Source organism: Tessaracoccus pujii, from assembly GCF_055326215.1.
In genome coordinates, this window is the sequence record NZ_JBUZNP010000003.1 from 277,418 (window position 1) to 300,162 (window position 22,745).

Here is a 22,745-nt window from a genome sequence, read left to right on the forward strand (position 1 = left end):
CCGACCGCCAACATTACCGAGGCCCCGACGATTTCCCAAATGGGCGAGGCGCTCAGGTGCGTTCGGCGCGCCGTCGCTCCTCGATGGCCGTCACCACGTTGCCCGGCACATAGGCCGACACATCACCGCCCAGCAGGACCACCTGGCGGATGATGGTCGACGAGAGGGTCACATGGCTGCGGGCAGCGGGCAGAAGAATGGTCTCCACCGGGCCCATGGCGTGGTTCATGTGCGCCATCTGCAGTTCGAAATCGAAGTCCGCCCCGAACCGGAGGCCCTTGACAACCGCCGGGATGCCGCGGCTGCGGCAGAAGTCCACCAGCAGGCCCTCCATGGGTTCCACCGTGATGTGGTCCAGGTCCGCTGTGGCCCCGCGGACCAGGGCGACCCGCTCGTCGAAGCTGAAGAGATAGCTCTTCGTGGAATTGTTGCCGATGGCCACCACCACCTCGCCGAACATCGCGTGCGCGCGCCGGATGATGTCCAGGTGGCCCACCGTGATGGGATCGAACGATCCGGGGCACAAGACGGCCATGAAGCTCCTAGTCCACGGCTCCGAAGTGGAGCGTCGTCTCACCGTAGCGGCGATGCCAGGTGTCTGTGAACCTCTCCGGCCAGACGGGTGGGCGGTCCCGACCCGAGCGCTCCACCACCACCAGCCCCCGGTCCGCCAGCGCGGTCTCGACCAGTGTGGCAAGCAACGACTCCACCGTGTCCGTGGGGAGGTCGTAGGGGGGGTCCAGGAAGATCAGGTCGAAGCTGCCCCCGGGGGCGGCCGCCACCGCCTCCGCCTTCACCGCACGCACCTCGACGGTGAGCCTGCTGGTCTTGGCGTTGCCCTGGATGAGCCTGGCCGTGGGTCGGTCGTGCTCCACCAGCACCACCGGGTCCGCGCCCCTGCTGGCGGCTTCGAGTCCCACAGCCCCCGAGCCGGCGAACAGGTCCAGCACGGCGAGCCCGGCGAGGTGTCGGGAGGCCTCCTCCTCCGCTGTCCCGAACCAGCTGGCCAACGCGGAGAAGAGAGCCTCACGGGTGCGGTCCGTCGTGGGCCTCGTCCTGGCGCCCCTGGGCGTGGCGAGGCGGTGACCCTTCGCGCTGCCGGCGATAATGCGGCTCACGACTTCTCCATCCATTCGCCCGCAGCGAGGGCGTCCGCCTTGGTCATGAGGTCTGCCAGGAGCGGATCAGCTGCCGCGCGGGGGTCCGCAAGCACACGCTCTGCGAGGAGTTTGGCGGACTGGATCACGTCGGCATCATCCAGGGCCCGCAGCAGCTTGAGGGAGCCGCCCCCGGACTGGGCCGCGCCCAGCACGTCCCCCTCTCGCCGCAGCCGCAGGTCCAGCTCCGCCAGCTCGAATCCGTCCGTCGAGGAGGTCAGTGCCCGGAGACGAGCCTGCGCGTCCTCGTTCTCCCCCACCGCAGCCAGGAGTAGACAGATGCCGGCGTGCCGCCCACGGCCGATCCTGCCGCGGAGCTGGTGGAGCTGTGACAGACCGAAGCGGTCCGCGTCCATCACCACCATCACCGACGCGTTGGGAACATCCACCCCGACCTCGATCACGGTGGTGCTGACGATGACGTCGAGCCGCCCCTCGGTAAAGGCCGCCATGGCGGCATCGCGGTCAGCCGCAGGCTGCCGGCCGTGGACGACGCCGAGGCGGAGCCCTGCCAGGGGACCTCTGGCGAGCTGGGGTGCGAGCTCCTCGACCGCGGCCATCATCCTCCCGTCGCCGACGGCGGCCTCCTTCGCCGTGATGGCCGGGCACACGACGAAGGCCTGCCGGCCCGCGGCCACCTCTTCCCGGATCCGTTCCCAGGCGCGGGCGACCCAATGCGGATTCCTCGTGGTGTCCACGAACACGGTCTGCACCGAGGAACGACCGGCGGGGAGTTCTCGCAGCTCGCTGACCTCGAGATCACCGAAGACTGTCATGGCGATGGACCGCGGGATGGGCGTGGCCGTCATGACGAGTGCGTGCGGCTTGCGCTCCGCCTTGGCCGCGAGGGCCGCGCGCTGCTCCACACCGAAGCGGTGCTGCTCGTCGACGACGACGAGACCGAGGTCGGAGAAGGTGACCGGGTCACTGAGGAGCGCATGCGTGCCGATGACGATGCCCGCCTCCCCCGTCGCGATGCGGGCGAGGGCGCCGCGCTTGGCGGCGGCGGAGCGGCTGCCCGTGAGCAGCACCACGCCGGTGGCCTCCTGATGCGCACCGAGCTGGCGGCCCTGCCCCAGGTCCCCGAGCAGCCCGGCGATGCTCTGATAGTGCTGGTTTGCGAGCACCTCGGTGGGCGCCAGAAGGACCGCCTGTCCCCCGGCGTCCACGACGGCCAGCATCGCGCGCAACGCCACCAATGTCTTACCGGACCCCACCTCGCCCTGGAGCAGCCGATGCATGGGAGAGGAATCTGCCAGCTCCCCGAAGACCGTCTCGCCGATGGCCCGCTGGCCGGCGGTGAGCGTGAACGGGAGCCGCTCGTCGAACGCTTCGAGAAGCCCGCCGCTCCGCCGCGGACGGGGGGTGGCCTCCTGGCCGGCCGCCTCTCGCCGCCGCGCCGCCATGGCCAGTTGGATGCCGAAGGCCTCGTCGAAGCGGAGCCGCGCCTGGCCGACCTCCGCCTGGCGCACCTCGACGGGCTCGTGGACCGCTGTAAGCGCCTCGACGAACGGCAGGACTCCGGCCTCCTCGACCACCCAGGGGGGCAGGGTGTCCCCGCTCAGCGTGGGGAGAACCAACTGCACCGACTCCGCGATGACCCACGTGGGCACCTTGGCGCTGGCGGGGTACAGGCCGATCATGGTGGCGCGCTGGACGCTGCGTTCCATCGCCTTCTTCTCAGCGGAGCCGCCCGAAAGCCGGGCACCGTCCAGCATCACGAAGTCCGGGTGCGCGAGCTGCAGCATGGAGTTGAACACCCCGACCCGTCCGACGAAGATCCCCCGCCGCCCGGGGGCCAGTTGCCGGTGCCAGTACTCCAGGACCCGCGCCTTCCTGGCGAAGAACGCCACGGACAGGGAACCGTGACCGTCACTCAGAACGGCCTGGACTCGACCCGTGCTGCCGGTGTGGATCTGCTCGGACCGGACCACCTGCGCGATGACCGCGACGTCCTCACCCACCTTGAGCGTGCTGAAGTCAGACATCTCCGTCCCGGAGATGTAGCGCCTGGGGACGTGCCGGACAAGGTCGTCGACGGTGACCAGGCCGAGGCGCTCGAACTCGGCGGCTGTCTTCCCGCCGACCACGTCCACGAGCCGGCGGCCCAGCTCACGGTAGATGGGGGTGCGCCAGGATGACATGGATCAGACCCTACCGGCCCCCACCGACAGGCGGCCCGCAGACGCCGGGCCCAGACGACTCAGCCGGCGGCCCGTGAACGGACCGCCGGCTGGGAGCGACAGGGATGCGAACTAGCGCGAGACCTTGCCTGCCTTGATGCAGGAGGTGCACACGTTCACGCGCTTCGGCGCACCGTTGATGGTGGCGCGGACGCGCTGGATGTTCGGGTTCCAGCGGCGGTTGGTCTTCTTCTTCGACCAAGGCACGTTGTGACCGAAGCCGGGTCCCTTGGCGCAAATGTCACACGTGGCGGCCACTGGAATCTCCTTGTTGTCTGTGCCCAGGCCACAGCCTGGTTCGATCTGAGGTAGGTGCCCACGCGAGCAGGCAACCGCACAATGTTAACCCGCCCGCGTGGGATTGGCCAAATGGCCGTTACTTCCTGCTGCGCCGCCGTGACGACTTGCGCTCTCCACCGTCGGAGGGAGCCTGCGATTCGACCGGCTCCTCGAAACGGACGTACCCCGCACCCTGGCAGTGCTCGCACTGCTCGGTGAACGCCTCCTGCAGCCCGGTGCCGATCCGCTTGCGGGTCAGCTGGACGAGGCCGAGGCTGGTCACCTCCGCCACCTGGTGGCGGGTGCGGTCACGTCCCAGGCACTCGACGAGGCGGCGTAGGAGAAGTTCGCGGTTGCTGGGGAGCACCATGTCGATGAAGTCGATGACGATGATGCCGCCGATGTCCCTCAGCCTCAGCTGACGCACGATCTCCTCTGCCGCCTCCAGGTTGTTGCTGGTGACGGTGGCCTCAAGGTTGCCGCCCGAACCGGTGAACTTGCCGGTGTTGACGTCGACGACCGTCATCGCCTCGGTTCGGTCGATCACCAGCGACCCGCCGGAGGGCAGGAAGACCTTCCGATCCAGCGCCTTGGCGATCTGCTCGTCGATCTTGTACTGCGCGAACACGTCGCGGTCGTCGGTGGGCTCGAACCGGACCAGGCGCTCGGCCAGGTGCGGGGCGACGTGGCCCACGTAGGCCGCGATCGCGTCGTACGCGTCGTCCGGACCCCCGTTGCCCTGGACCACGAGCCGACCGAAATCCTCGGTGAACAGGTCTCGGACGATGCGCAGCGTGAGATCCGGTTCCGCGTACAGGGCCTGCGGCGCGCTGCCCTGCTTCGACTTCTTCTCGATGACCTCCCACTGGGCCTTCAACCGGTTGACGTCGCGGACCAGTTCCTCTTCGCTGGCTCCCTCGGCGGCCGTCCGCACAATGACGGACTCGTCGTCGGAGATGAGGGTGCCCAGGATGGTGCGCAGGCGCGTCCGCTCGGTGTCCGGAAGCTTCCGGGAGATACCCGACAGGTGACCCCCGGGCGAGTAGACGATGTAGCGGCCGGGCAGCGAGATGTGGCTCGTGAGGCGGGAACCCTTGGCGCCCACCGGATCCTTCGTCACCTGGACCAGGACACTCTGACCCGACTTCAGGACGTTCTCGACCTTGCGGTTCTCCCCTGTCACCCCGAAGAGGGCCCAGTCCACCTCGCCGGCGTAGAGCACGGCGTTGCGGCCCCTGCCGATATCGATGAAGGCGGCCTCCATGCTGGGCAGCACGTTCTGCACCCGGCCGAGGTAGATGTTGCCGATCAGCGAGGTGGCCGAGGCCTTGTCCACGTAGTGCTCGACAAGGATGTTGTCCTCCACCACCACGAGTTGCGTGTAGTCCTCGGCCTGCCGGATGACCAGCTGTCGGTCCACCGATTCCCGGCGGGTCAGGAACTCCGCCTCACTCAGGATGGGGGCGCGTCGACGACCCGCGGCGCGGGACTCCTTGCGACGCTGCCGCTTGGCCTCCATGCGGGTGGAGCCTTCGATGCCCGTGACCTCGTCGTCGGATGATGAGGTGGCGGTGTCTGACCGCTCTCCACGACGACGACGACGACGGCGACGCGTGGTGCCGTTGTCGTCGGACTCGACGCCTTCAGCCTCGGCGGTGCCGTCGGTGACCTCGTCGGCGGTTGGTTCGTCGCCGGTGGGTTCGCCCTCCACATCCTCAGCGTCGTCGCCTTCCGGCCCGGATTCCTCGGACTCGTCGGACTCGTCCCGGGAGCTGCCGCGGCGGCGACGACGGCCACCGCGGCGGCGACGACGGCGGGACGGGCGGTCATCGTCGTCATCGTCGGCGGCGTCGACGTCGGATTCCTCCTCCGTGGACTCGTCGGCCTCATCGACATCGGGTTCGTCAGTGGGCTCCTCGGCGATGTCCTCAGAGCCCGTTGCCTCGGCGTCCGGCTCCTCCGCATCGGCTGCACCGGCGATCGCTCCGGCGAGCGCGGCCAGCTGCTGGTCGCGGGCGGCGGCGGTCAGGAAGGGATCCGACAGCACGGCCTTCCTGGCCTCGGCCACCTCACCGGCGGCACGGAGCGCGGCGCCGATGGCGTCCTCGTCCCCGGCGACAGCCATCGGCGCAGCCGGTGGGCGGGTGGCGCGGCGGCGACGACCGCGCGGCGCCTCCTCAGCGGGGGCCGCAACGTTCTGGGTTGCCGCCGGTGTCGGCTCCGGGACGCTCAGGGGCTCCGTCTCGACGGTGGCCGTCTCCTCGGGCTGAGCTTCGGGCGCCGTCTCGACCGGCACAGCCGGTGTGGCGGCAGGGGCCGTGACGGGTGCGGGCGGGGCCGCCGGGCGTGACGCGCGGCGACGGCGGCTGGGAGCCGGTGCGATCTCGGCGACGGGCTCAGCGGCGGCGGTGGCCTCAACAGCCGGCTCGGCGACGGCCCTGGCCTCGACAACCGGCTGCGCGGTGACCTCTGCCACGACTTCAGAGGCCGCGGCGTTTTGACCCTGCTGCAGCGCCTGGTGCGCTTCAGAGGGCTCGACGGCGGGTGCGGCGCTCTGCGGGGTGACCGCCGACTCGGGGGGCGCCGTGCGGCGGGTGGCGCGGCGCCGGACCGGCTTGGCGGGGGCCACTTCGCCCGCGGTCTGCTCGGCGACCTGCACGAGGGCCTCCTGGGCCTGCGGTTCCGGGGCGACAGTGGGCTCAGGACCGGGCGCGTCGGCCGGCACCTCCACCGGCTTCGTGCGGCGACGACGGCTCGGAGCCGCCTCAGCGTCCGCGGTGGCGTCCTGCTTGGCGCTCACTCGTCGGCGCTTGGGCGTGAGGTCGGCGGGAGCCTCGGTGGCTGGGGCGGCCTCCGCGACGGGCGTGCGGCCGGCGGTGTCCGCGGCTGCGTCCTGCGGAGCGCCTGCCGGGCGACCGGCAGCGCGGCGGCGCCGGACAGGGGCTGGCGAGCTGGTGACCTCGGCGACGCTCTGGCCGTCGTTCTCGGTGTCGAGCATGGGGCTCCTTACGCGCATCTGCGCGGACTGGCACAGACGTGCTGTGCACTAAGACTGAGGTCATCCAGGGCAGTGCGAGCAGTCGCGGCAGAATTGCCGCGGTGCAGCCTCGCTGCTCCCGGGTGGCACCGGCGGTGCCGTGACCTGATCGTTATTCTCGCACACGGCCCCACCCGTGTGCGCATCGCGACACGATCAGCGCAGCGGATCGCCGATCTCCCCATCCCTCAGGGGACCCTGCGCGAGACGGTTGAGCAGCGCCTGCGCGGGCACGCGCGCGTCCAGCCGACGGAGCGCTGTGACGACGTCGTCGGGTCGCACCAGCGGTGTCAGATGACGCGACAACAGCAGGAGCGTCTCGTCGTCGGACGCCCGAAGGCTCACGATGGCGGCGCGGACGTCGAACGCCCGGAGGCCGTTCTTGGTCATGCGCTCGACGACGTACTCGCCCCGCCCTAAGAGCTCGGCCGAGACGGCGTCCAGCAGGCCGGGCGCGGCCCCGGCAAGCGTGATGACCCACTCGGAGGCCTCCAGGAGATCCCCCAGGGGCGCCTTGAGGGCCTCGGCCGTATCGAGTACCACGAAACCGTGCGGCAGGACCTCGTTGAGCACCTCCATCACCCTCACCGGGTTGCAGACCTCACTCAGGCCGAGCTCGACGTACTCCGCCTCCGACGCCGCCGACGTGGGTGCCGCGTTGGCGTAGGAGATGCGCGGATGGGGTGAGAAGCCCGACGAGTAGGCCATGGGGATCTCAGCGCGCCTGAGCGCGCGCTCCAACGCCCGCCCGAAGTCCCGGTGCGATGTGAAGCGCCCCGGCCCACGCTTGGCGTAGCGGAGACGCAGCTTCTGCGCCGGCGGAGCCTGCTGGACAGGCGGTTGTCGTTGTCCCACGCGCGGAAGTGTAGACGAGTCCCCCCGGGCGGCTCTGCTCAGCGCTTCCGATACAGCTTCTTGCTCTGGAAGACCGGTTCGCTGGTGACGTTGACGCCGAGGTTGCGGAAGATGGCCTCGTCGACGGGCCCGAGGATCACGGTGGTGTGGACGTCGCAGCCACGCAGGTGCGGCAGCTCAGCCAGCGCGAGCCGGGCGTTCTCGTCGTGGGTGGCGCCCACCGACAACGCGATCAGCACCTCGTCGGTGTGCAGGCGCGGGTTGGCGCTGCCGAGGTGCTGCGTCTTGAGGGTCTGGATCGGACCGATGGTCTCGGGGGCGAGGAGGTGCACGTCATCCGGAAGGCCCGCCAGCGTCTTGAGCGCGTTGAGCAGCAGAGCCGAGGAGCTGCCCAGGAGCGCAGACGTCTTGCCGGTGACGATGGACCCGTCGGGCAGTTGCAGGGCCGCCGCCGGCCCCTTGGTGCGCCGCTCCGTCTCCAGTGCGGGTCCCACGACGGGCCGGTCCTCGACGGCGATGCCGAGCTTGCTCATCGTCAGGGCGATGCGGTCTGAGAGCGTGGGCTCCAACTCGTCGCTCCGCTCGTGCACCTGCGCCTTGTAGAAGCGCCGGATGACCTCCTGCTTCGACGCGTCACGACAGACCTCGTCGTCGGAGATGCAGTGGCCCGCCATGTTGACACCCATGTCCGTCGGCGACTGGTACGGCGAGCTGCCTGTCAGGCGCTCGAACAGCAGCTTGAGGACGGGAAAGATCTCGACGTCGCGGTTGTAGTTGACCACCTGTTCGCCGTAGGCGTCCAGGTGGAACGGATCGATCATGTTGACGTCGTCGAGGTCCGCCGTCGCCGCCTCGTAGGCGAGGTTGACGGGGTGGTCGAGCGGAAGGTTCCAGATCGGGAACGTCTCGAACTTGGCGTAGCCGGAGGGGATCCCGCGCTTGTGGTCGTGATACAGCTGCGACAGGCAGGTGGCCATCTTGCCGCTGCCGGGACCGGGTGCGGTGACGACGACGAGGTCCCGGCTGGTCTCGATGTAGTCGTTTCGACCGTAGCCGTTGTCGCTGACGATGAGCGGCACGTCGTTGGGATACCCCTTGATCGGGTGATGGCGGTACACCTTGAGCCCGAGCCGTTCCAGCTTGCGCTTGAACGCCCTCCCCTGGCGGTGCTCGTCGCTCATCTGCGTGATGACGACGCTGCCCACGAACAATCCGTAGGACCGGAACTCGTCGATGAGCCGGAGCACGTCTGATTCGTACGGGATGCCCAGATCGGCGCGGACCTTGTTGCGGGCGAGATCGAGGGCGCTCACGACGATCACCACCTCCACCTCGTCCTGGAGGGTCTCCAGCATGGCGATCTTGTTGTCAGGCGTGAATCCCGGTAGCACGCGGGCGGCGTGGTGATCGTCGAAGAGCTTGCCGCCGAACTCGAGGTAGAGCTTGCCGCCGAAGCGCTTGCGCCGCTCGTCGATGTGCTGAGACTGAAGGGCGAGATACTTCTCGCGGTCGAACCCGATTCTGCGCGCGCTGTCCACGGATCCGCAGCCTAGCGGTTCTGGACCGCCCTCACGACAGCGCGGGCTTGGCCACCGAGAGCGGGAGGAGCACCTTCCCCGTGGGGCCGATCTGGATTTCCGTGTCCATCTGGGGACAGACGCCGCAATCGAAGCACGGCGTCCAGCGGCAGTCCTCCACCTCGCGCTCGTCGAGCGCGTCCTGCCAGTCCTCCCACAGCCAGTCCCGGTCCAGGCCGGCGTCGAGGTGGTCCCAGGGCAGGACCTCCTCGTATCCCCGCTCGCGTGTGGTGAACCAGTCCAGGTCCACGCCGAACGCACCCAACTCCTCCGTGGCGGCAGCCGTCCACCGCTCGTAGCTGAAGTGTTCGCTCCAACCGTCGAACTTGCCGCCCTCGCGCCAGACCCGCTCGATGACCCGGCCGACGCGACGGTCCCCGCGCGACAGCAGGCCCTCGATGACTCCCGGTTTGCCGTCGTGGTAGCGCATGCCGATGGCCTTGCCGTAGTTGCGGTCCTGGCGGATCGTGTCGCGCAGCAGCTGGAGGCGGTGGTCGATGGTCTCGGCGCTCGCCTGCGCAGCCCATTGGAACGGCGTGTGGGGCTTGGGCACGAACCCCCCGATGGAGACGGTGCAGCGGATGTCCCGGGTGCCGGACGCCTTTCGACCCGTCTCGATCACCCTGCGCGCCAGGTCCGCGATGGCCAGCACGTCCTCATCGGTCTCCGTGGGCAGCCCGCACATGAAGTACAGCTTCACCTGACGCCACCCGGACGAGAACGCCGCCGCGACCGTGGCGATGAGGTCGTCCTCGGTGACCATCTTGTTGATCACCTTGCGCATGCGCTCGGAGCCGCCCTCAGGGGCGAACGTCAGTCCCGAGCGGCGGCCGTTGCGGCTCAGCTCGTTGGCGAGGTCGATGTTGAAGGCGTCCACGCGGGTCGACGGGAGGGAGAGCGAGACGTTGGACCCCTCATAGCGGTCCGCAAGCTGCTTGGTGACCTGGGCGATCTCAGAGTGGTCCGCCGACGACAGCGACAGCAGCCCGATCTCCTCGAGGCCGGTGGCCCGCAGCCCGCTCTCGACCATGGCGCCGATGGTCTCGATCGAGCGCTCCCGCACGGGGCGGGTGATCATGCCCGCCTGGCAGAACCGGCACCCTCGCGTGCAGCCGCGGAAGATCTCCACCGAGTAGCGCTCGTGCACGGTCTCGGCCATGGGCACGATGGGGTGCTTGGGGTAGGGCCATTCGTCGAGGTTCATCAACGTGTGCTTGCGCACCTGGAACGGGACGCCGTCGCGGTTGGGCGCGATGCGCTGGATGCGGCCGTCGTCGAGGTAGTCCACGTCGTAGAACTTCGGCACGTAGAACGCGCCGGTCGCGGCGAGGCGCAGCAGCAACCCGTCGCGCCCTCCGTCGCGGCCGTCCTGCTTCCATTCCCGGATGATGTCCGAGATGAGCAGCGAGGCCTCCTCACCGTCGCCGAGGACGGCGACGTCGATGAAGTCCGCGACGGGCTCCGGGTTGAAGGCCGCGTGACCGCCGGCGATCACGAGTGGATCCCCCTCGCCGCGTTCCGCCGCGTGCAGGGGCATGCCGGCGAGGTCGATGATGGTGAGGAGGTTGGTGTAGCCGAGTTCGGTCGAGAAGGACACACCCAGCACGTCGAAGAGGCCGACGGGGCGGTGCGCGTCGAGCGTGAACTGAGGGACGCCGGCCTGGCGCATCACCTGCTCCATGTCCGGCCACACGGAATAGGTGCGCTCGGCGAGGATCCAGCTGCGCTCGTTGAGGATCTCGTAGAGGATGGCCACGCCCTGGTTGGGCTGGCCCACTTCGTAGGCGTCCGGGTAGGACAGACACCAGCGCACGTCCACCGCATCCCAGTCCTTGACGACGGAGTTGTGCTCACCGCCGACGTACTGGATGGGCTTGCTCACCTGGGCGAGCAACGGCTCCAGCCGGCTGAAGAGGGAGTGCGCGGGCAGCGCGGAGAGTGTAGTCATGGCGCAGCCAAGGATATCCGCGGGTGGGCGTTTGGCCTATCCCTCGCCGAACCAGAGCGCGATCTCGTGGGCGGCCGATTCGGGCGAGTCCGAGGCGTGCACGGCGTTGCGCCGCGTGGACTCGGCGAAGTCCGCCCGGACCGTGCCCGGCTCCGCCTTCGCGGGATCGGTCGCCCCGTGCAGGGAGCGGACGCGCGCGACGGCGTCCTCGCCGCTGAGCACCATCGCGATCAGCGGGCCCTCGGTCATGAAATCGCGCAAGGGCGGGTAGTACTCCCGCTCCACGTGCTCCGCGTAGTGCCGGTCGGCGAACTCCGGGTCGATGTGGCGGAACTCCATGGCGGCCAGCCGCAGCCCGGCGTCCTCGTAGCGCGACACGATGGCGCCGACGTGGCCGGCCGCGACCGCGTCGGGCTTGATGATGACGAACGTCTGTTCGCTCATGCGTTGTCCCTTCTTTCCTGGACCGCCTCGAGGCGCTTGCCCAGCACCATGCAGGTCACCCAGATCAGAGCGAAGATGATACCCATCGCGTACATCCAGGGGGTCAGGAGGCCGAGCCCGATGAGCACCACCTGCGCCACCCACCCCACGAGGTAGCCCCAGCGCCGGCGCAGCCCGGCTGCGGCGGCGAGGCAGAGCAGCGTGGTCACGGTGCACCATGCGGCCGCCACCCACAGGTTGACCCCGGAGACCTGGATCATGCCGATGAAGGCCAGCCACACCACGACGATCTCGAACACGAGCACCGACATGGCCGCCGACCGCAGCGGGTTGGTGGGATCCAGAATCACGAGGTGGCCCCCGCCCGCAGCAGGTCGCGCGCCTCACCCGCGGCGATGACCGACCCGGCCACCAGGACCCCGGCCTGCGTGCCTGCGGTGTCCGCGAGCATCACGGCCAGATCCAGGGCCTCGGCCATGGTTGCCGCCCGGTGCACCTGATGCGTCGACCACACGGTCTCCGCGAGGTCGGCGAGGTCGTCGACGGGGCGGGCCCGCGGTGATGACGACACCTGGGTGATCACCACCTGATCCATGTGCTCGGCGAAGATCTCCAGGACCTCGTCTGCGTTCTTGTCCTGCATCATGGCCACGACGCCGATCAGCGGCTCGAACGTGAACGCTTCGGCCGTCGCGTCGATGGTGACGCGCGCCGCGGGGGGGTTATGGGCGGTGTCGACGACGATCGGCGGCGAGGTGCGCACCAGTTCCAACCGCGCCGGGGCCTCGACGGCGCCGAGCCCCTCGACGATGACCTCAGCGCTGAGCGGCTGCCCGCCGAGGAACGCTTCGACGGCGGCCACCGCCAGGGCGGCATTGCGGGCCATGTGCTCGCCGTACAGCGGGAGGAACACGTCACCGAGGGCGCCCGAGGCCGTCTCGAGACGCAGCACCTGCCCCCCGACGGCCAGGCTGCGCTCCAGCAGTCCGAAGTCCGGCCCCTCGACCTTGACCGGGGAGCCCACCTCGATGGCCCGCTCCAGCAGTACCCGTGCAGCCTCCGGCTCCTGGCCGGCGAGCACCGCCGTCGAGCCGTGCTTGATGATGCCCGCCTTCTCACCTGCGATCTCGGCCAGCGTGGAGCCGAGGATGTGCATGTGGTCCATGCCGATGGGCGCCACCACCGCGACCACCGGGTTCGCCACGCTCGTCGCGTCCCACGTGCCGCCCAACCCGACCTCGACGACGGCGACGTCCACGGGCGCGTCGGCGAAGGCCGCGTATGCCATGCCCGTGATGACCTCGAAGAACGTCATCGCCACGCCGTCGAGACGCTGCTCGTCGACCATCGCGACGTAGGGCTCGACGTCGCGCCAGACCTCGTCGAAACGCTCCTCGGTCAGCTGCTCGCCGTCGACGCTGATCCGCTCCCGGACATCGCTCAGGTGTGGGCTGGCGAACCTGCCCGTGCGCAGCCCCGCGGACCGCAGGAGCGTCTCGATCATGATCGCGGTGCTGCCCTTACCGTTGGTGCCCGCCACCTGGATCACCGGGAAGGAGAGCTGCGGGTCACCCAGGAGGTGCATGAGCGCCGAGATCCGGCTGAGGCTGGGCGCCACCCGGTGCTCGGGCCAGCGGCTGGTGAGTGCTGCGGAGAGCTGTGCGTGCGTGGTGTCGGTCATGGTGGCCCCAGCCTAGTGCCGGGTCCCCACCCTCCCCAGCCTTCGAGGCTCCTTGCCCTCCATGGATAGGATGAGCCCGGTCCAGTCGCCTGCTTTGTCGGACGTCCGGCCCGTCACGTCGCCCACCCAGGAGTATCCGATATGGCCAACAACTCGTCGCTGAGCAAGCGCGCCGCCCTGCGCCAGCAACAGGAGCTGGAGGAACGCAACAAGCGCACCCGCCGCATCCTCACCGTCGGCGCCGTCCTCGTCGCGGTGACGGTCGTCGCGGTGCTCGCGATCGTGATCGTCCAGGCGCTGGGCCGCACCACGACCGTGGCGGAGGAGCAGCTGACGCCGCCGAACGCCACGGATTCCCTGGGCATCCTGCTGGCGGCCAAGGCACCCCAGGAGGGTACTCCCCATCTGGTGGTGTGGGAGGACTTCCAGTGCCCCGCGTGCGCGGCGCGCGAGGAGAGCTACGGACCCGTCATCGAGCAACTGGTGGCCGACGGTGAGATCACCGCCGAGATCCGCACGGCCTTCTTCCTGGACGCGGGGTTGCGCAACGACTCCTCGAAGCGCGCCGCTCTGGCCGCCGCCGCGGCTGACGAGGTGGGAGCCTTCGACGCCTTCCACCGCGTGGTCTACGCCAACCATCCCGCCACCGAGGGGACAGGCTTCACCGAGCAGCAGCTCCGCGTGGACTTCCCGGCGCTCGCGGGCATCGAGGGCGAGGACCTCACCCGGTACCAGCAGCTGTACGACACCCGGGCCTACAACGACTTCACCGACGAGGCCAACCAGAAGTTCAACGACGATCGGATCGGCGCGACGCCCACCTTCCTGGTGAGCGGCCAGGTGCTGGAGTTCTACGACTCCGAGTCGAAGAGCGTCCTCATCCAGCCCACTGCGGACAGCATGATGGAGGCCATCGGGGCCGCCTACGAGGCCGGCGGCCAGCAGACCGACAGCTGACGCCGTCGGGGCCACCGGGGCGGGGCCATTAAGATCGGGCACATGACGGATTCGAACGCGTCCAATCGCGCCCTCCCAGACAAGCCTGTCCTCGAAGGCCTCGAGAGCACGTGGGGACAGGTATGGGCTGAGGAGGGTACGTACGCGTTCCGCCGGCCGGAGAGCCGCGACCAGGTGTTCAGCATCGACACTCCCCCGCCGACGGTGTCCGGATCACTGCACGTGGGCCACGTGTTCAGCTACACCCACACCGACACGGTCGCGCGCTACCAGCGGATGCGGGGCAAGCACGTCTTCTACCCCATGGGCTGGGACGACAACGGGCTTCCCACCGAGCGGCGCGTGCAGAACTTCTACGGCGTGCGGTGCGATCCGTCGATCCCCTACGACGCCGGCTTCCAGCCTCCGGCGAAGCCGGATCCCAAGCGGCAGGTGCCCATCAGCCGGGCCAATTTCATCGAGCTGTGCCACGAACTTACCGCCGTCGACGAGCTGGCGTTCGAGGGCCTGTGGAAGCAGCTCGGGCTGTCGGTGGACTGGTCCACGCTCTACACCACCATCTCCGCGGACTCGCAGGCCGTCGCCCAGAAGGCCTTCCTCCGCAACCACGCCCGCGGCGAGGCCTACCTCAGCTACGCCCCCACCCTCTGGGACGTCACCTTCCACACCGCCGTCGCGCAGGCCGAGCTTGAGGCGCGCGAGTACCCGGGCGCGTACCACCGCGTGGCGTTCCACCGCACGGGAGGCGATCCCGTGCACATCGAAACCACCCGCCCCGAGCTGCTGGCCTCGGTGTGCGCGCTCATCGCGCACCCGGACGACGAGCGGTACCAGTCCTTGTTCGGTACTACGGTCACCTCTCCCCTGTTCGGGGTGGAGATCCCGGTCCTGGCGCACGAGGCCGCCGAGCCGGACAAGGGCGCCGGCATCGCCATGTGCTGCACCTTCGGCGACCTCACAGACGTCACGTGGTGGCGCGAGCTCAATCTCCCCACCCGCACGGTGATCGGCCGCGACGGCCGGATCCAGGGTGAGATCCCCGAGTGGATCGTCAACCGCGACGCATTCGAGGCGATCGCCGGCAAGACGGCGTTCTCGGCCCGCGAGGCCACCGTCGCGATGCTGCGCGAGAGCGGCGACCTCGACGGCGACCCCAAGCCGACCACGCGCATGACCAACTTCTACGACAAGGGCGACAAGCCGCTCGAGATCGTGGCCACCCGCCAGTGGTACATCCGCAACGGCGGGCGCGACGAGGACATCAAACAGGCCATGCTGGCACGCGGCCGCGAACTCCAGTTCACCCCCGAGTACATGGCGCACCGCTACGAGAACTGGGTGGGCGGACTCAACGGCGACTGGCTGATCTCCCGCCAGCGCTTCTTCGGGGTGCCGTTCCCCGTCTGGTACCGCCTGGACGCCGACGGCGAACCCGACTATGAGGCGCCCATCGTGGCCGACGAGGCCTCACTGCCGATCGATCCGGTCACCGACTGCCCGCCTGGGTTCACCGCCGAGCAGCGGGATCAGCCTGGCGGATTCATGGCGGACCCGGACGTGATGGACACCTGGGCTACGTCGTCGCTCACTCCCCATCTGGCCACCGGCTGGGAGCGCGACGACGAACTCTTCGCATTGACCTTCCCGATGGACGTGGCCCCGCAGGCCCACGACATCATCCGGACCTGGCTGTTCAGCCGCGTGGTGAGGGCCCACTTCGAGAACGGCTCCCTGCCGTGGAAGCGCGCCACCATCTCGGGCTTCGTGGTTGACCCGGACCGCAAGAAGATGAGCAAATCCAAGGGCAACGTCGTGCTGCCCACCGACATCCTGGACAAGTACGGCTCGGACGCCGTGCGGTGGCGCGCCGCGATGGCGCGCCCCGGGATGGACTCGCCCTTCGACGAGACCCAGATGAAGGTGGGTCGTCGCCTGGCGATGAAGATCCTCAATGCGGGCAAGTTCGTGCTCACGATGGCCGAGAACCCAGGCGGTCTCCAAGCCGTGACGAACCCCGTCGACCTGGCGATGCTGGCCGGCCTGCGGAGCGTGGTGGAGACCGCGACGAAGGCGTTCGACGAGTTCGACTACACCGGGGCACTCGAGGCCACGGAGTCCTTCTTCTGGTCCTTCTGCGACGACTACCTGGAGCTGGTCAAGGAGCGCGCCTACGGCGCCCAGTCGCCCGACGAGCAGGCTTCCGCGCAGGCCGCGCTGGCTCTGGCGCTCGACGTCCAGCTGCGGCTGTTCGCCCCCATCCTGCCGTTCGTCACGGAAGAGGTGTGGCGCTGGACGCACGGCGCTTCGGTCCACCTCGCGGGTTGGCCCACTGTCGACGAGCTTCCCTCCGGCGACCCCGCCCTACTGGCGGACGTGGCCACGGCGCTCATCGCCATCCGTGGCGCCAAATCGACGGCGAAGGTCTCGATGAAGGCCGAAGTGTCGCGGGCGGCTTTCACCGGTCCCGCGGCCGTGGTGGCGCGTCTGCGCACCATCGAGGCGGACCTCCGCGCGGTGGGCAGGCTCATCGGCGAGGTCACGTGGACCCAGGCGGATGCCCCGCTGAGCGTCGAGGTGGAGCTGGCCGAGGCACAGTCGGGGCCCCGGACCTAGAGGCCCAACCGCGCCAGGTAGTCGTTGGCGAAGCGGCGGGCCGGGTCCATCCGGCCACGCAGCTCGGCGAAGTCCGCCCAGCGCGGGTAACGGGCGGACACATCGCCGCCGGGCATGGTAAACACCTTGCCCCAGTGCGGTCGCGCGGTCCCGGGGAGCGTCGCCTCCAGGTCGGGCAGGAGCGCGCGCACCGCCGCCTCGTCCGGCTTCCATGTGAAGTGGAGCCCCACCGTATCGGTCCCGAAGGCCGGCGACAGCCACAGCGGGTCCGCGGCCATCGTGCGGATCTCGCACACGAACAGCAGCGGCGCGATCCTCGACGCGAGCCCGGCCACCGCCTCGATCGCCGCGACCGCGTCCTCCCGCGGCACCAGGTACTCAGACTGCAGCTCGGCACCCACCGACGGGGTGAACTCGAGCCGGAAGTGGGGCAGCCTGTCGTACCACGGCCCGAACACCCCCATCTGAGGCGTGCAGGGCTCGGGATCGATGCCGAGGATGGGGTGTCGCGGGGCCTCGGCCGGCCGGCCACCTGCGGCGACGATGGCGCCGGCGCCTGGGGCCCCGGCGGACTTCACCCACACCTGCGTGATGGTCTCCGGCTCCTGCCATGTGGTGAACATGCTCACGCTCTCGCCGGCGCCGGTGACGGCACCGAGGTCAGCCAGCACTGCGTCCAGACGCACGCCCTCGAAGACGCTCTGCGCGATCTCCCGCGCTGGGGAGACGTCCAGTTCAACGTGCGTGAGCACCCCGAGCGCCCCGAGCCCGACGACGGCGCCGTCGAAGTCCTCGCCTCCGCGCTCAAGCCTCACCAGTTCACCTTCGCCCGACACGAACTCCAGTGCCGAGACCTGCGTGGCCAGCGACCCGACCGCATCCCCGGAGCCGTGAGTGCCGGTCTGGACCGCCCCAGCCACCGAGATGTGGGGCAGGGACGCCAGGTTGGCCAGGGACACGTTCTCAGCCCGCAATGCCGGGATGAGGTCGCCGTAGCGCAGCCAGGCCGGCACCCGGAACGTGCCCTCCCCGATGCGCAGCGGGGCAGCCGTCTCCACCAGCCCCAACGAGACCTGGACGCCATCGGTGTCCGCGATGTCGTTGAAGCAGTGCCGTGAGCCGACGACGCGGACCCGCTCCTCGGACTTGACCAGGTCCTGCAGCTCGGCGATAGAGGTGGGCTCCGCGACCCGCTGGGCCCGGTAGAGGACGTTGCCCGACCAGTTGCTCCCCGGCCCCACGGTCACTCCCTACGCCCGAAGCGTGCCGCACCGAGCTTGGGGGGCACCGATGCCGGGCGCTCGCCCAGCCGCCGGAGGGCCTCGTCGACGGCGCGGTCAAGCTGCTCGTCGGCCTGCGACTCCCACTCGGCCGGACCCATCTCGACGACGATGTCCGGATCCACCCCGTGGTTCTCAAGGCCGAAGCCGTACCGGTCGAACGCGATCCAGTATCGCGGCTGCGTCACCTCGGTGCCGTCCACCAGGGAGAACCGGCCGTCGATGCCGACCACCCCGCCCCAGCTGCGCTCCCCCACCACCGGGCCGAGGCCCAGCTCCTGGGCGGCGGCGGTCACGATGTCGCCGTCGGAGCCCGCGTAGGCGTTGGTGAGGAACACCACCGGTCCGCGCGCGGCCTGGCTGGGGTAGGTGGTCACGTCGTCGTGGTGCCGCGCGCCGTTCCAGCCCACGGCCCGCCGCGACAGCCGCTCGATCACCAGTTCGGACGTGTGGCCGCCCGCGTTGAAGCGGACATCGACCACGACGGCCTCGCAGCGCATGGCCGCGTCGATGAGGCGGTGGAACTCGGCCCAGCCGCGCGCCACCATGTCCGGGACGTGCACGTAGCCGACGCGCCCGCCAGACCGCTCGCGCGTGTAGGCGACCCGGCCCGCAACCCACTCGTGGTACCGCATGGGCGCCTCGCTGGAGGTGGGCACCACCGCGACCCGCCGCCGCTGGCGACCCTGGACCAGCGTCAACTCGACCACCTTGTCCGCAGCCCCCTGCAGCAGGGCGCCGATGTCCGTGACATCCGCCGTGGATCGGCCGTCCACGGCGGCGATCACATCACCGGGACTCGCCGCGACCCCGGCGGCACGCAGCGGCGAGCGCGCGGACGGGTCCGATGTCTCGCCCGGGAGGATGCGGGAGATGACCACCTCGCCCTTCGCGTTGCGCGTGTACTCAGCGCCCAGAAACGCGACGTGGAGGCCTTCGTGGTGCGGCGACGGTGGGTCGATGTAGGCGTGAGAGGTGTTGAGCTCCCCCACCGTCTCCCACAGGACGTCGACCAGCTCGTCGTGCGTCGTGATCCGGTCAAGCAGCGGCCGGTACCGTGCGACGGCCGCGGCCCAGTCCGTGCCGTCGAAGTCCTCACGCCAGAAGTGGTCGCGCATGAGGCGCGCGTTCTCCTCGAACATCTGGCGCCACTCGGACCGCGGGTCCACCTCGCGACGGAGGCGGCTCAGGTCCACCGGAATCTTGGCGTCGTCCCCGTCGGGCTCGTGGTCCGCCTGCTGCACCCAGATCTCGTCGCCGTTGCGCACCACGAGCCGCTCGCCGTCGCCGCTGATCGCGGCCCCGTCGCACCCGTCGACGACCACGCTCAGCTTGCGGGTCTTGAACGAGAAGTGCTCGATGTGGTCCTTGACCTCCCCCTCGACCCCCGCCCTGGCGGCGCCCAGTTCACCGGTGGACCTGAGCGCGACCCACACCAGGCCGTCCTTGGCCGCCTGGAGCGAGGCGTAGCGTGCAGACGGGACGGGCAGCGGGACCATCCGGTCCTCGGCGCCGTCGAGGTCGAAGACCACGGCCGGCGAGGCTTCCTCCGCCCCGTCGTCCTTCTTGTCCCCGCTCTTCCGCTCGTCCTTCTTGTCCTCGTCCTTGTCATCCGGCTCGCTGATGGGCCACCCGTCCGCCGACGGCCCGAACGGTGCGGGCTCGGTGGCGCTCAGCGGCACCAGCCAGGGGCGGGTCGAGTTGGTGAAGGCGAGGTCGAAACCCAGCTCGTCGTAGGTCGGGTCGATGGTGCGGCTGGACAGGAAACACAGGTACTTGCCGTCTGGCGTGAACGTCGGGGAGAAGTCGTTGAACTGGCCGCGGGTGAGCGTGAACCCCTCGTCGTTGACGAGGTCGTGGCCGACGAGTTGGCCCTGGAGACCCTCGTTGGCCACGGCGTTGCGCCACACGAGGTATCGGCCGTCCGGCGACCACGTCAGGCCGGTGGGTTCACCGACGGGCGACCTGCCGACTTTCTTCACGGATCCGCGACCTACGTCCACCAGGTAGACCGTCCCGTCGTGGCTTCCCACGGCCACCTTGCTGCCGTCGTGGTTGGGCTGCATCGCCATGACCCGCCCGAGCCGGCCGGCGGCGACCCGCCGCGGCGCGCCGTATCCGTCCAGTTGGCGGATCTCCAGCGCGTCCTCGCCGGACTCATCGGTCACCCATACTCCCCGCCCGGTCTGGGCAAGGAAGTGCGGCTCGCGCAGCCGTGCACCGGGGGTTTCCGCAACTGCGCGGGCCGGCCCCCCACGGTGCGTGAGCAGGTAGGCCGCCCCCCGCCACTCGACCAGCGAGGAGTCACCACCGTGGTCGGGCGCGATCGCCTCGAGCCTCTCCGTGGGCGAGATCGGCATCGGCTGCGGCCGGCCGACCGGTACGAGGATGTCGAGCATCTGGGGCTCCGCCTTCAGCGAGGCGAGGTAGTGCAGCCGTCCGCGCGCGTGGTACACCACTGCCTGCCCGTCGGTGGTGGCGTCGCGGACGTAGCCCTCCTCCGAGGTGTGCCGGGTGTGCTGGCGCAGATCCTTACCGCTTGCGTTGACGGACCAGACCTGCGCCTGAACGTCGGGGCCTTCGCCGAGATCTGAGGTGAACATCAGGCGGTCACCCACCCACGACGGCCAGAACAGGCCGGCCTCCACGTCGGGCAGAAGGCGCTTCCAGTCATCCTGGCCGTTGGGGGAGACGTACAGCCGTGCGGCCATCCCGCCGCGGTAGCGCTTCCAGCCGGACGGGTCGCGGAAGTTCGCCGACGCGATCGCCACGCGCCCCTTCCGGTGCATCGCGGCCGAGGTGGCCAGCCCCCACGGGAGGCGGGTCAGGGTGCCGTCCAGAGCGAGCGAGTACATCGACGAGTCCACGCGGTGGAATCCCTCGTGCTGGGAGCACAGCAGGATGTGCTCGTCGTCCAGCCAGCCGGACACCAGCATCGGGCGGCCGCTCAGCCACGTGAGGCGCCGGGTGCCGCCGTCGAGGTCGACGACGTAGGCGTCCCACCCGCCGTTGGTGGTGGCGGTGAACGCCACGCGCGAGCCGTCCGGGGAGAACCGGGGAGTGCGCGGAGTCTCCTCACCCAGGGTGATCCGGGAGGCGCGACCACCACCCAGGGAGCCCAACCAGAGGTCGTCGTCGGCGACGAGAACCACGTCGTCGCGGTGCAGGTGGGGGTAGCGCAGGTAGCCGTCGGTCACCGTGCCCACGATACCGCCTGGGCCAGAGCCCTGACCGCGTCCAGGGTGTCGGCCTCCTCGGCCGTCTTGTCGTCGCGATAACGCAGGACGCGGGCAAATCTCAGCGCCACACCGCCGGGGTATCGGCTGGACCGCTGCACCCCGTCGAAGGCCACCTCCACGACCTGCTCAGGCCTCAGGTGGACCACGTGACCGTCCCTGCCCGTGCTCAGTTCCAGGAACCGTGCCGTCTGCCACGCCAGCATCTCGTCGGTCATGCCTTTGAACGTCTTACCCAGCATCGTGAAGCCGCCGCTGCCGTCGCGCGCGCCCAGGTGGATGTTCGAGAGGAAACCTTGCCGCCGCCCGCTCCCCCACTCGACGGCGAGTACGACGAGGTCAAGCGTGTGGCGGGGCTTGACCTTGATCCACGCGCTGCCGCGGCGACCGGCGTCGTAGGGGGCCGCGAGGTCCTTGACCACGATCCCCTCGTGCCCCAGCGTCAGCATCTGGGCGAAGAAGGCCTCCGCCGCGGCCGGTTCGCTGGTTATCAGGCGCGGCGCCCTCGCCATCTCCGGGACCACTGCCTCGAGCACGGTGAACCGGCGCCGAGCCGGCTCGTCGATGAGATCCCGGCCATCGAGGTGCAGAATGTCGAAGAACAGCGGAGTGAGGGGCACGGCGCTTCGGAGGGTCGTGACGTCGCGGCTCATGGCGCGGGCTCCGGTCTCCTGGAAGGGCCTCGGCCTGCCGTCCGCGCCCAGTGCCACCGCCTCGCCGTCCAGGACCACGCGCTGGACATCCAGCCCCAGCGCCAGCTCGACCACCTCCGGGAGGCGTGGGGTGATGTCGTCCAATGACCGGGTGTAGACCACCACGTCGTCGCCGTCCCGGTGGACCTGGATGCGGATCCCGTCGATCTTCCCGTCGATCGCGACGTCGCTGGACACAGCTGTGAAGGCGGCGGCGAGGTCCGCGGCCGACGCGGCCAGCATGGGTCGCACCGGACGGCCGACGACCAGCCCGAAGGCGGCCAGCGCACGCTCCCCGCCCTGCATCGCGGCAGCCGCCACCGGCCCCGTCGGCGCGGAGAACATGGCGGCCCGACGCACCAGGCCCGGCGGAACCGACGCCGCCTCGGCGATCGCGTCGAGGAGGAGGGAATCGAGTGCGCCCTGGCGCAGTTCGCCCGAGATGAGCCCGCGCAGCATCGTCTGTTCCGCCGCAGTGGCGCGCTGGAACAGCTCGGTGACAGCCCGAGACCGCTGCCCCTGCGACCCTGGACCGGACAACTGCGCCACCAACTCCAGGGTGGCGTCCACCTCGACAGGCGTGAGGGACGGTTCGGAGGCCGGCTCGGGCAACTCCGCGAGACCACGCCAGCCGACGCCCGTGCGGCGCTGCCGAATCCGCCCGGAGAGGAAGGACGCCACCACCTCCACCTCGTCCATGGCGGCCGCTCTCAGGGCATCGGCCAGATGCCGCCGTTTCTCCAGCCGCGAACGGGTGGCGGCCACATTGGCGGAGGTGACGACGAGGTCGTGCAGCAGCATCCTCA

At 69.8% G+C, this 22,745-nt stretch carries 16 protein-coding genes; 2 read left to right on the forward strand and 14 right to left on the reverse strand.

Translation table 11 applies throughout. The annotated features are described in order from the left end of the window. Positions 1–52: 52 nt before the first annotated feature. The 11 genes from coaD to ACZK5N_RS05635 form a co-directional block, all read right to left on the reverse strand. Positions 53–535, reverse strand: a complete 483-nt coding sequence (coaD, locus tag ACZK5N_RS05585; protein ID WP_459019295.1) for a pantetheine-phosphate adenylyltransferase — start codon at positions 533–535, stop codon at positions 53–55. A 7-nt stretch (positions 536–542) separates the two neighbouring features. Beyond that, entirely contained in the window at positions 543–1,118 is a 576-nt protein-coding gene (gene rsmD / locus ACZK5N_RS05590) for a 16S rRNA (guanine(966)-N(2))-methyltransferase RsmD (RefSeq protein WP_459019294.1), read from the reverse strand. Beyond that, a complete protein-coding gene (locus ACZK5N_RS05595) occupies positions 1,115–3,301 on the reverse strand; it encodes an ATP-dependent DNA helicase RecG (RefSeq protein WP_459019293.1) in 2,187 nt (728 codons plus the stop codon). The genes rsmD and ACZK5N_RS05595 overlap by 4 nt, the downstream gene beginning before the upstream one ends. A 111-nt stretch (positions 3,302–3,412) precedes the next feature. Continuing rightward, positions 3,413–3,598 (reverse strand): 50S ribosomal protein L28, encoded by a 186-nt coding sequence (rpmB, locus tag ACZK5N_RS05600; RefSeq protein ID WP_459019292.1) that lies wholly within the window; start codon positions 3,596–3,598, stop codon positions 3,413–3,415. Positions 3,599–3,716: 118 nt separating this feature from the next. After that, the gene (locus tag ACZK5N_RS05605; RefSeq protein WP_459020365.1) at positions 3,717–5,915 is read right to left on the reverse strand and encodes an Rne/Rng family ribonuclease; all 2,199 of its coding nucleotides are present in this window, start codon (positions 5,913–5,915) and stop codon (positions 3,717–3,719) included. Positions 5,916–6,812: 897 nt separating this feature from the next. After that, a complete protein-coding gene (locus ACZK5N_RS05610; RefSeq protein WP_459019291.1) occupies positions 6,813–7,511 on the reverse strand; it encodes a TIGR03936 family radical SAM-associated protein in 699 nt (232 codons plus the stop codon). Positions 7,512–7,549: 38 nt separating this feature from the next. Next, positions 7,550–9,049, reverse strand: coding sequence for a DUF1846 domain-containing protein (locus ACZK5N_RS05615; protein ID WP_459019290.1), 1,500 nt, complete (start codon positions 9,047–9,049; stop codon positions 7,550–7,552). A gap of 31 nt (positions 9,050–9,080) precedes the next feature. Further along, positions 9,081–11,036 carry a TIGR03960 family B12-binding radical SAM protein gene (locus tag ACZK5N_RS05620; protein ID WP_459019289.1) on the reverse strand — a complete coding sequence of 652 codons (1,956 nt, stop codon included), beginning with the start codon at positions 11,034–11,036 and terminating at the stop codon, positions 9,081–9,083. Between the two features lie 36 nt (positions 11,037–11,072). Next, complete coding sequence (gene ndk / locus ACZK5N_RS05625; protein WP_459019288.1) at positions 11,073–11,480, reverse strand: nucleoside-diphosphate kinase; 408 nt, start codon at positions 11,478–11,480, stop codon at positions 11,073–11,075. Beyond that, entirely contained in the window at positions 11,477–11,830 is a 354-nt protein-coding gene (locus tag ACZK5N_RS05630; RefSeq protein ID WP_459019287.1) for a DUF4233 domain-containing protein, read from the reverse strand. Before ACZK5N_RS05630 ends, ndk begins: the two co-directional genes overlap by 4 nt. Then, positions 11,827–13,161: a bifunctional folylpolyglutamate synthase/dihydrofolate synthase gene (locus ACZK5N_RS05635; RefSeq protein WP_459019286.1), complete on the reverse strand. Its 1,335-nt coding sequence runs from the start codon at positions 13,159–13,161 to the stop codon at positions 11,827–11,829. Before ACZK5N_RS05635 ends, ACZK5N_RS05630 begins: the two co-directional genes overlap by 4 nt. A 141-nt stretch (positions 13,162–13,302) precedes the next feature. Between ACZK5N_RS05635 and ACZK5N_RS05640 the strand changes: the two genes are divergently transcribed. Both ACZK5N_RS05640 and valS read left to right on the forward strand, forming a co-directional pair. Then, a complete protein-coding gene (locus ACZK5N_RS05640; RefSeq protein ID WP_459019285.1) occupies positions 13,303–14,118 on the forward strand; it encodes a DsbA family protein in 816 nt (271 codons plus the stop codon). A gap of 42 nt (positions 14,119–14,160) precedes the next feature. Next, a complete protein-coding gene (gene valS / locus ACZK5N_RS05645; RefSeq protein ID WP_459019284.1) occupies positions 14,161–16,731 on the forward strand; it encodes a valine--tRNA ligase in 2,571 nt (856 codons plus the stop codon). Here the strand turns inward: valS and ACZK5N_RS05650 are convergent. Genes ACZK5N_RS05650 through ACZK5N_RS05660 form a run of 3 tightly spaced genes read right to left on the reverse strand, consistent with a single transcriptional unit; the run spans position 16,728 to position 22,740 of the window. Then, a complete protein-coding gene (locus ACZK5N_RS05650) occupies positions 16,728–17,978 on the reverse strand; it encodes a D-arabinono-1,4-lactone oxidase (protein ID WP_463624696.1) in 1,251 nt (416 codons plus the stop codon). The genes valS and ACZK5N_RS05650 overlap by 4 nt on opposite strands. Then, positions 17,975–21,208 (reverse strand): S41 family peptidase, encoded by a 3,234-nt coding sequence (locus tag ACZK5N_RS05655; protein ID WP_459020364.1) that lies wholly within the window; start codon positions 21,206–21,208, stop codon positions 17,975–17,977. Before ACZK5N_RS05655 ends, ACZK5N_RS05650 begins: the two co-directional genes overlap by 4 nt. After that, entirely contained in the window at positions 21,205–22,740 is a 1,536-nt protein-coding gene (locus ACZK5N_RS05660) for an ATP-dependent DNA ligase (RefSeq protein WP_459019282.1), read from the reverse strand. Before ACZK5N_RS05660 ends, ACZK5N_RS05655 begins: the two co-directional genes overlap by 4 nt. Between the last annotated feature and the right edge of the window lie 5 nt (positions 22,741–22,745).

What these genes read in the sequence shown, in the direction of transcription:
- coaD (WP_459019295.1), bottom strand. Translation starts at nt 535, where the DNA reads ATGGCCGTCTTGTGCCCCGGATCGTTCGATCCCATCACGGTGGGCCAC.
- ACZK5N_RS05595 (WP_459019293.1), bottom strand. Translation starts at nt 3,301, where the DNA reads ATGTCATCCTGGCGCACCCCCATCTACCGTGAGCTGGGCCGCCGGCTC.
- ACZK5N_RS05620 (WP_459019289.1), bottom strand. Translation starts at nt 11,036, where the DNA reads ATGACTACACTCTCCGCGCTGCCCGCGCACTCCCTCTTCAGCCGGCTG.
- ndk (WP_459019288.1), bottom strand. Translation starts at nt 11,480, where the DNA reads ATGAGCGAACAGACGTTCGTCATCATCAAGCCCGACGCGGTCGCGGCC.
- ACZK5N_RS05635 (WP_459019286.1), bottom strand. Translation starts at nt 13,161, where the DNA reads ATGACCGACACCACGCACGCACAGCTCTCCGCAGCACTCACCAGCCGC.
- ACZK5N_RS05640 (WP_459019285.1), top strand. Translation starts at nt 13,303, where the DNA reads ATGGCCAACAACTCGTCGCTGAGCAAGCGCGCCGCCCTGCGCCAGCAA.
- valS (WP_459019284.1), top strand. Translation starts at nt 14,161, where the DNA reads ATGACGGATTCGAACGCGTCCAATCGCGCCCTCCCAGACAAGCCTGTC.
- ACZK5N_RS05660 (WP_459019282.1), bottom strand. Translation starts at nt 22,740, where the DNA reads ATGCTGCTGCACGACCTCGTCGTCACCTCCGCCAATGTGGCCGCCACC.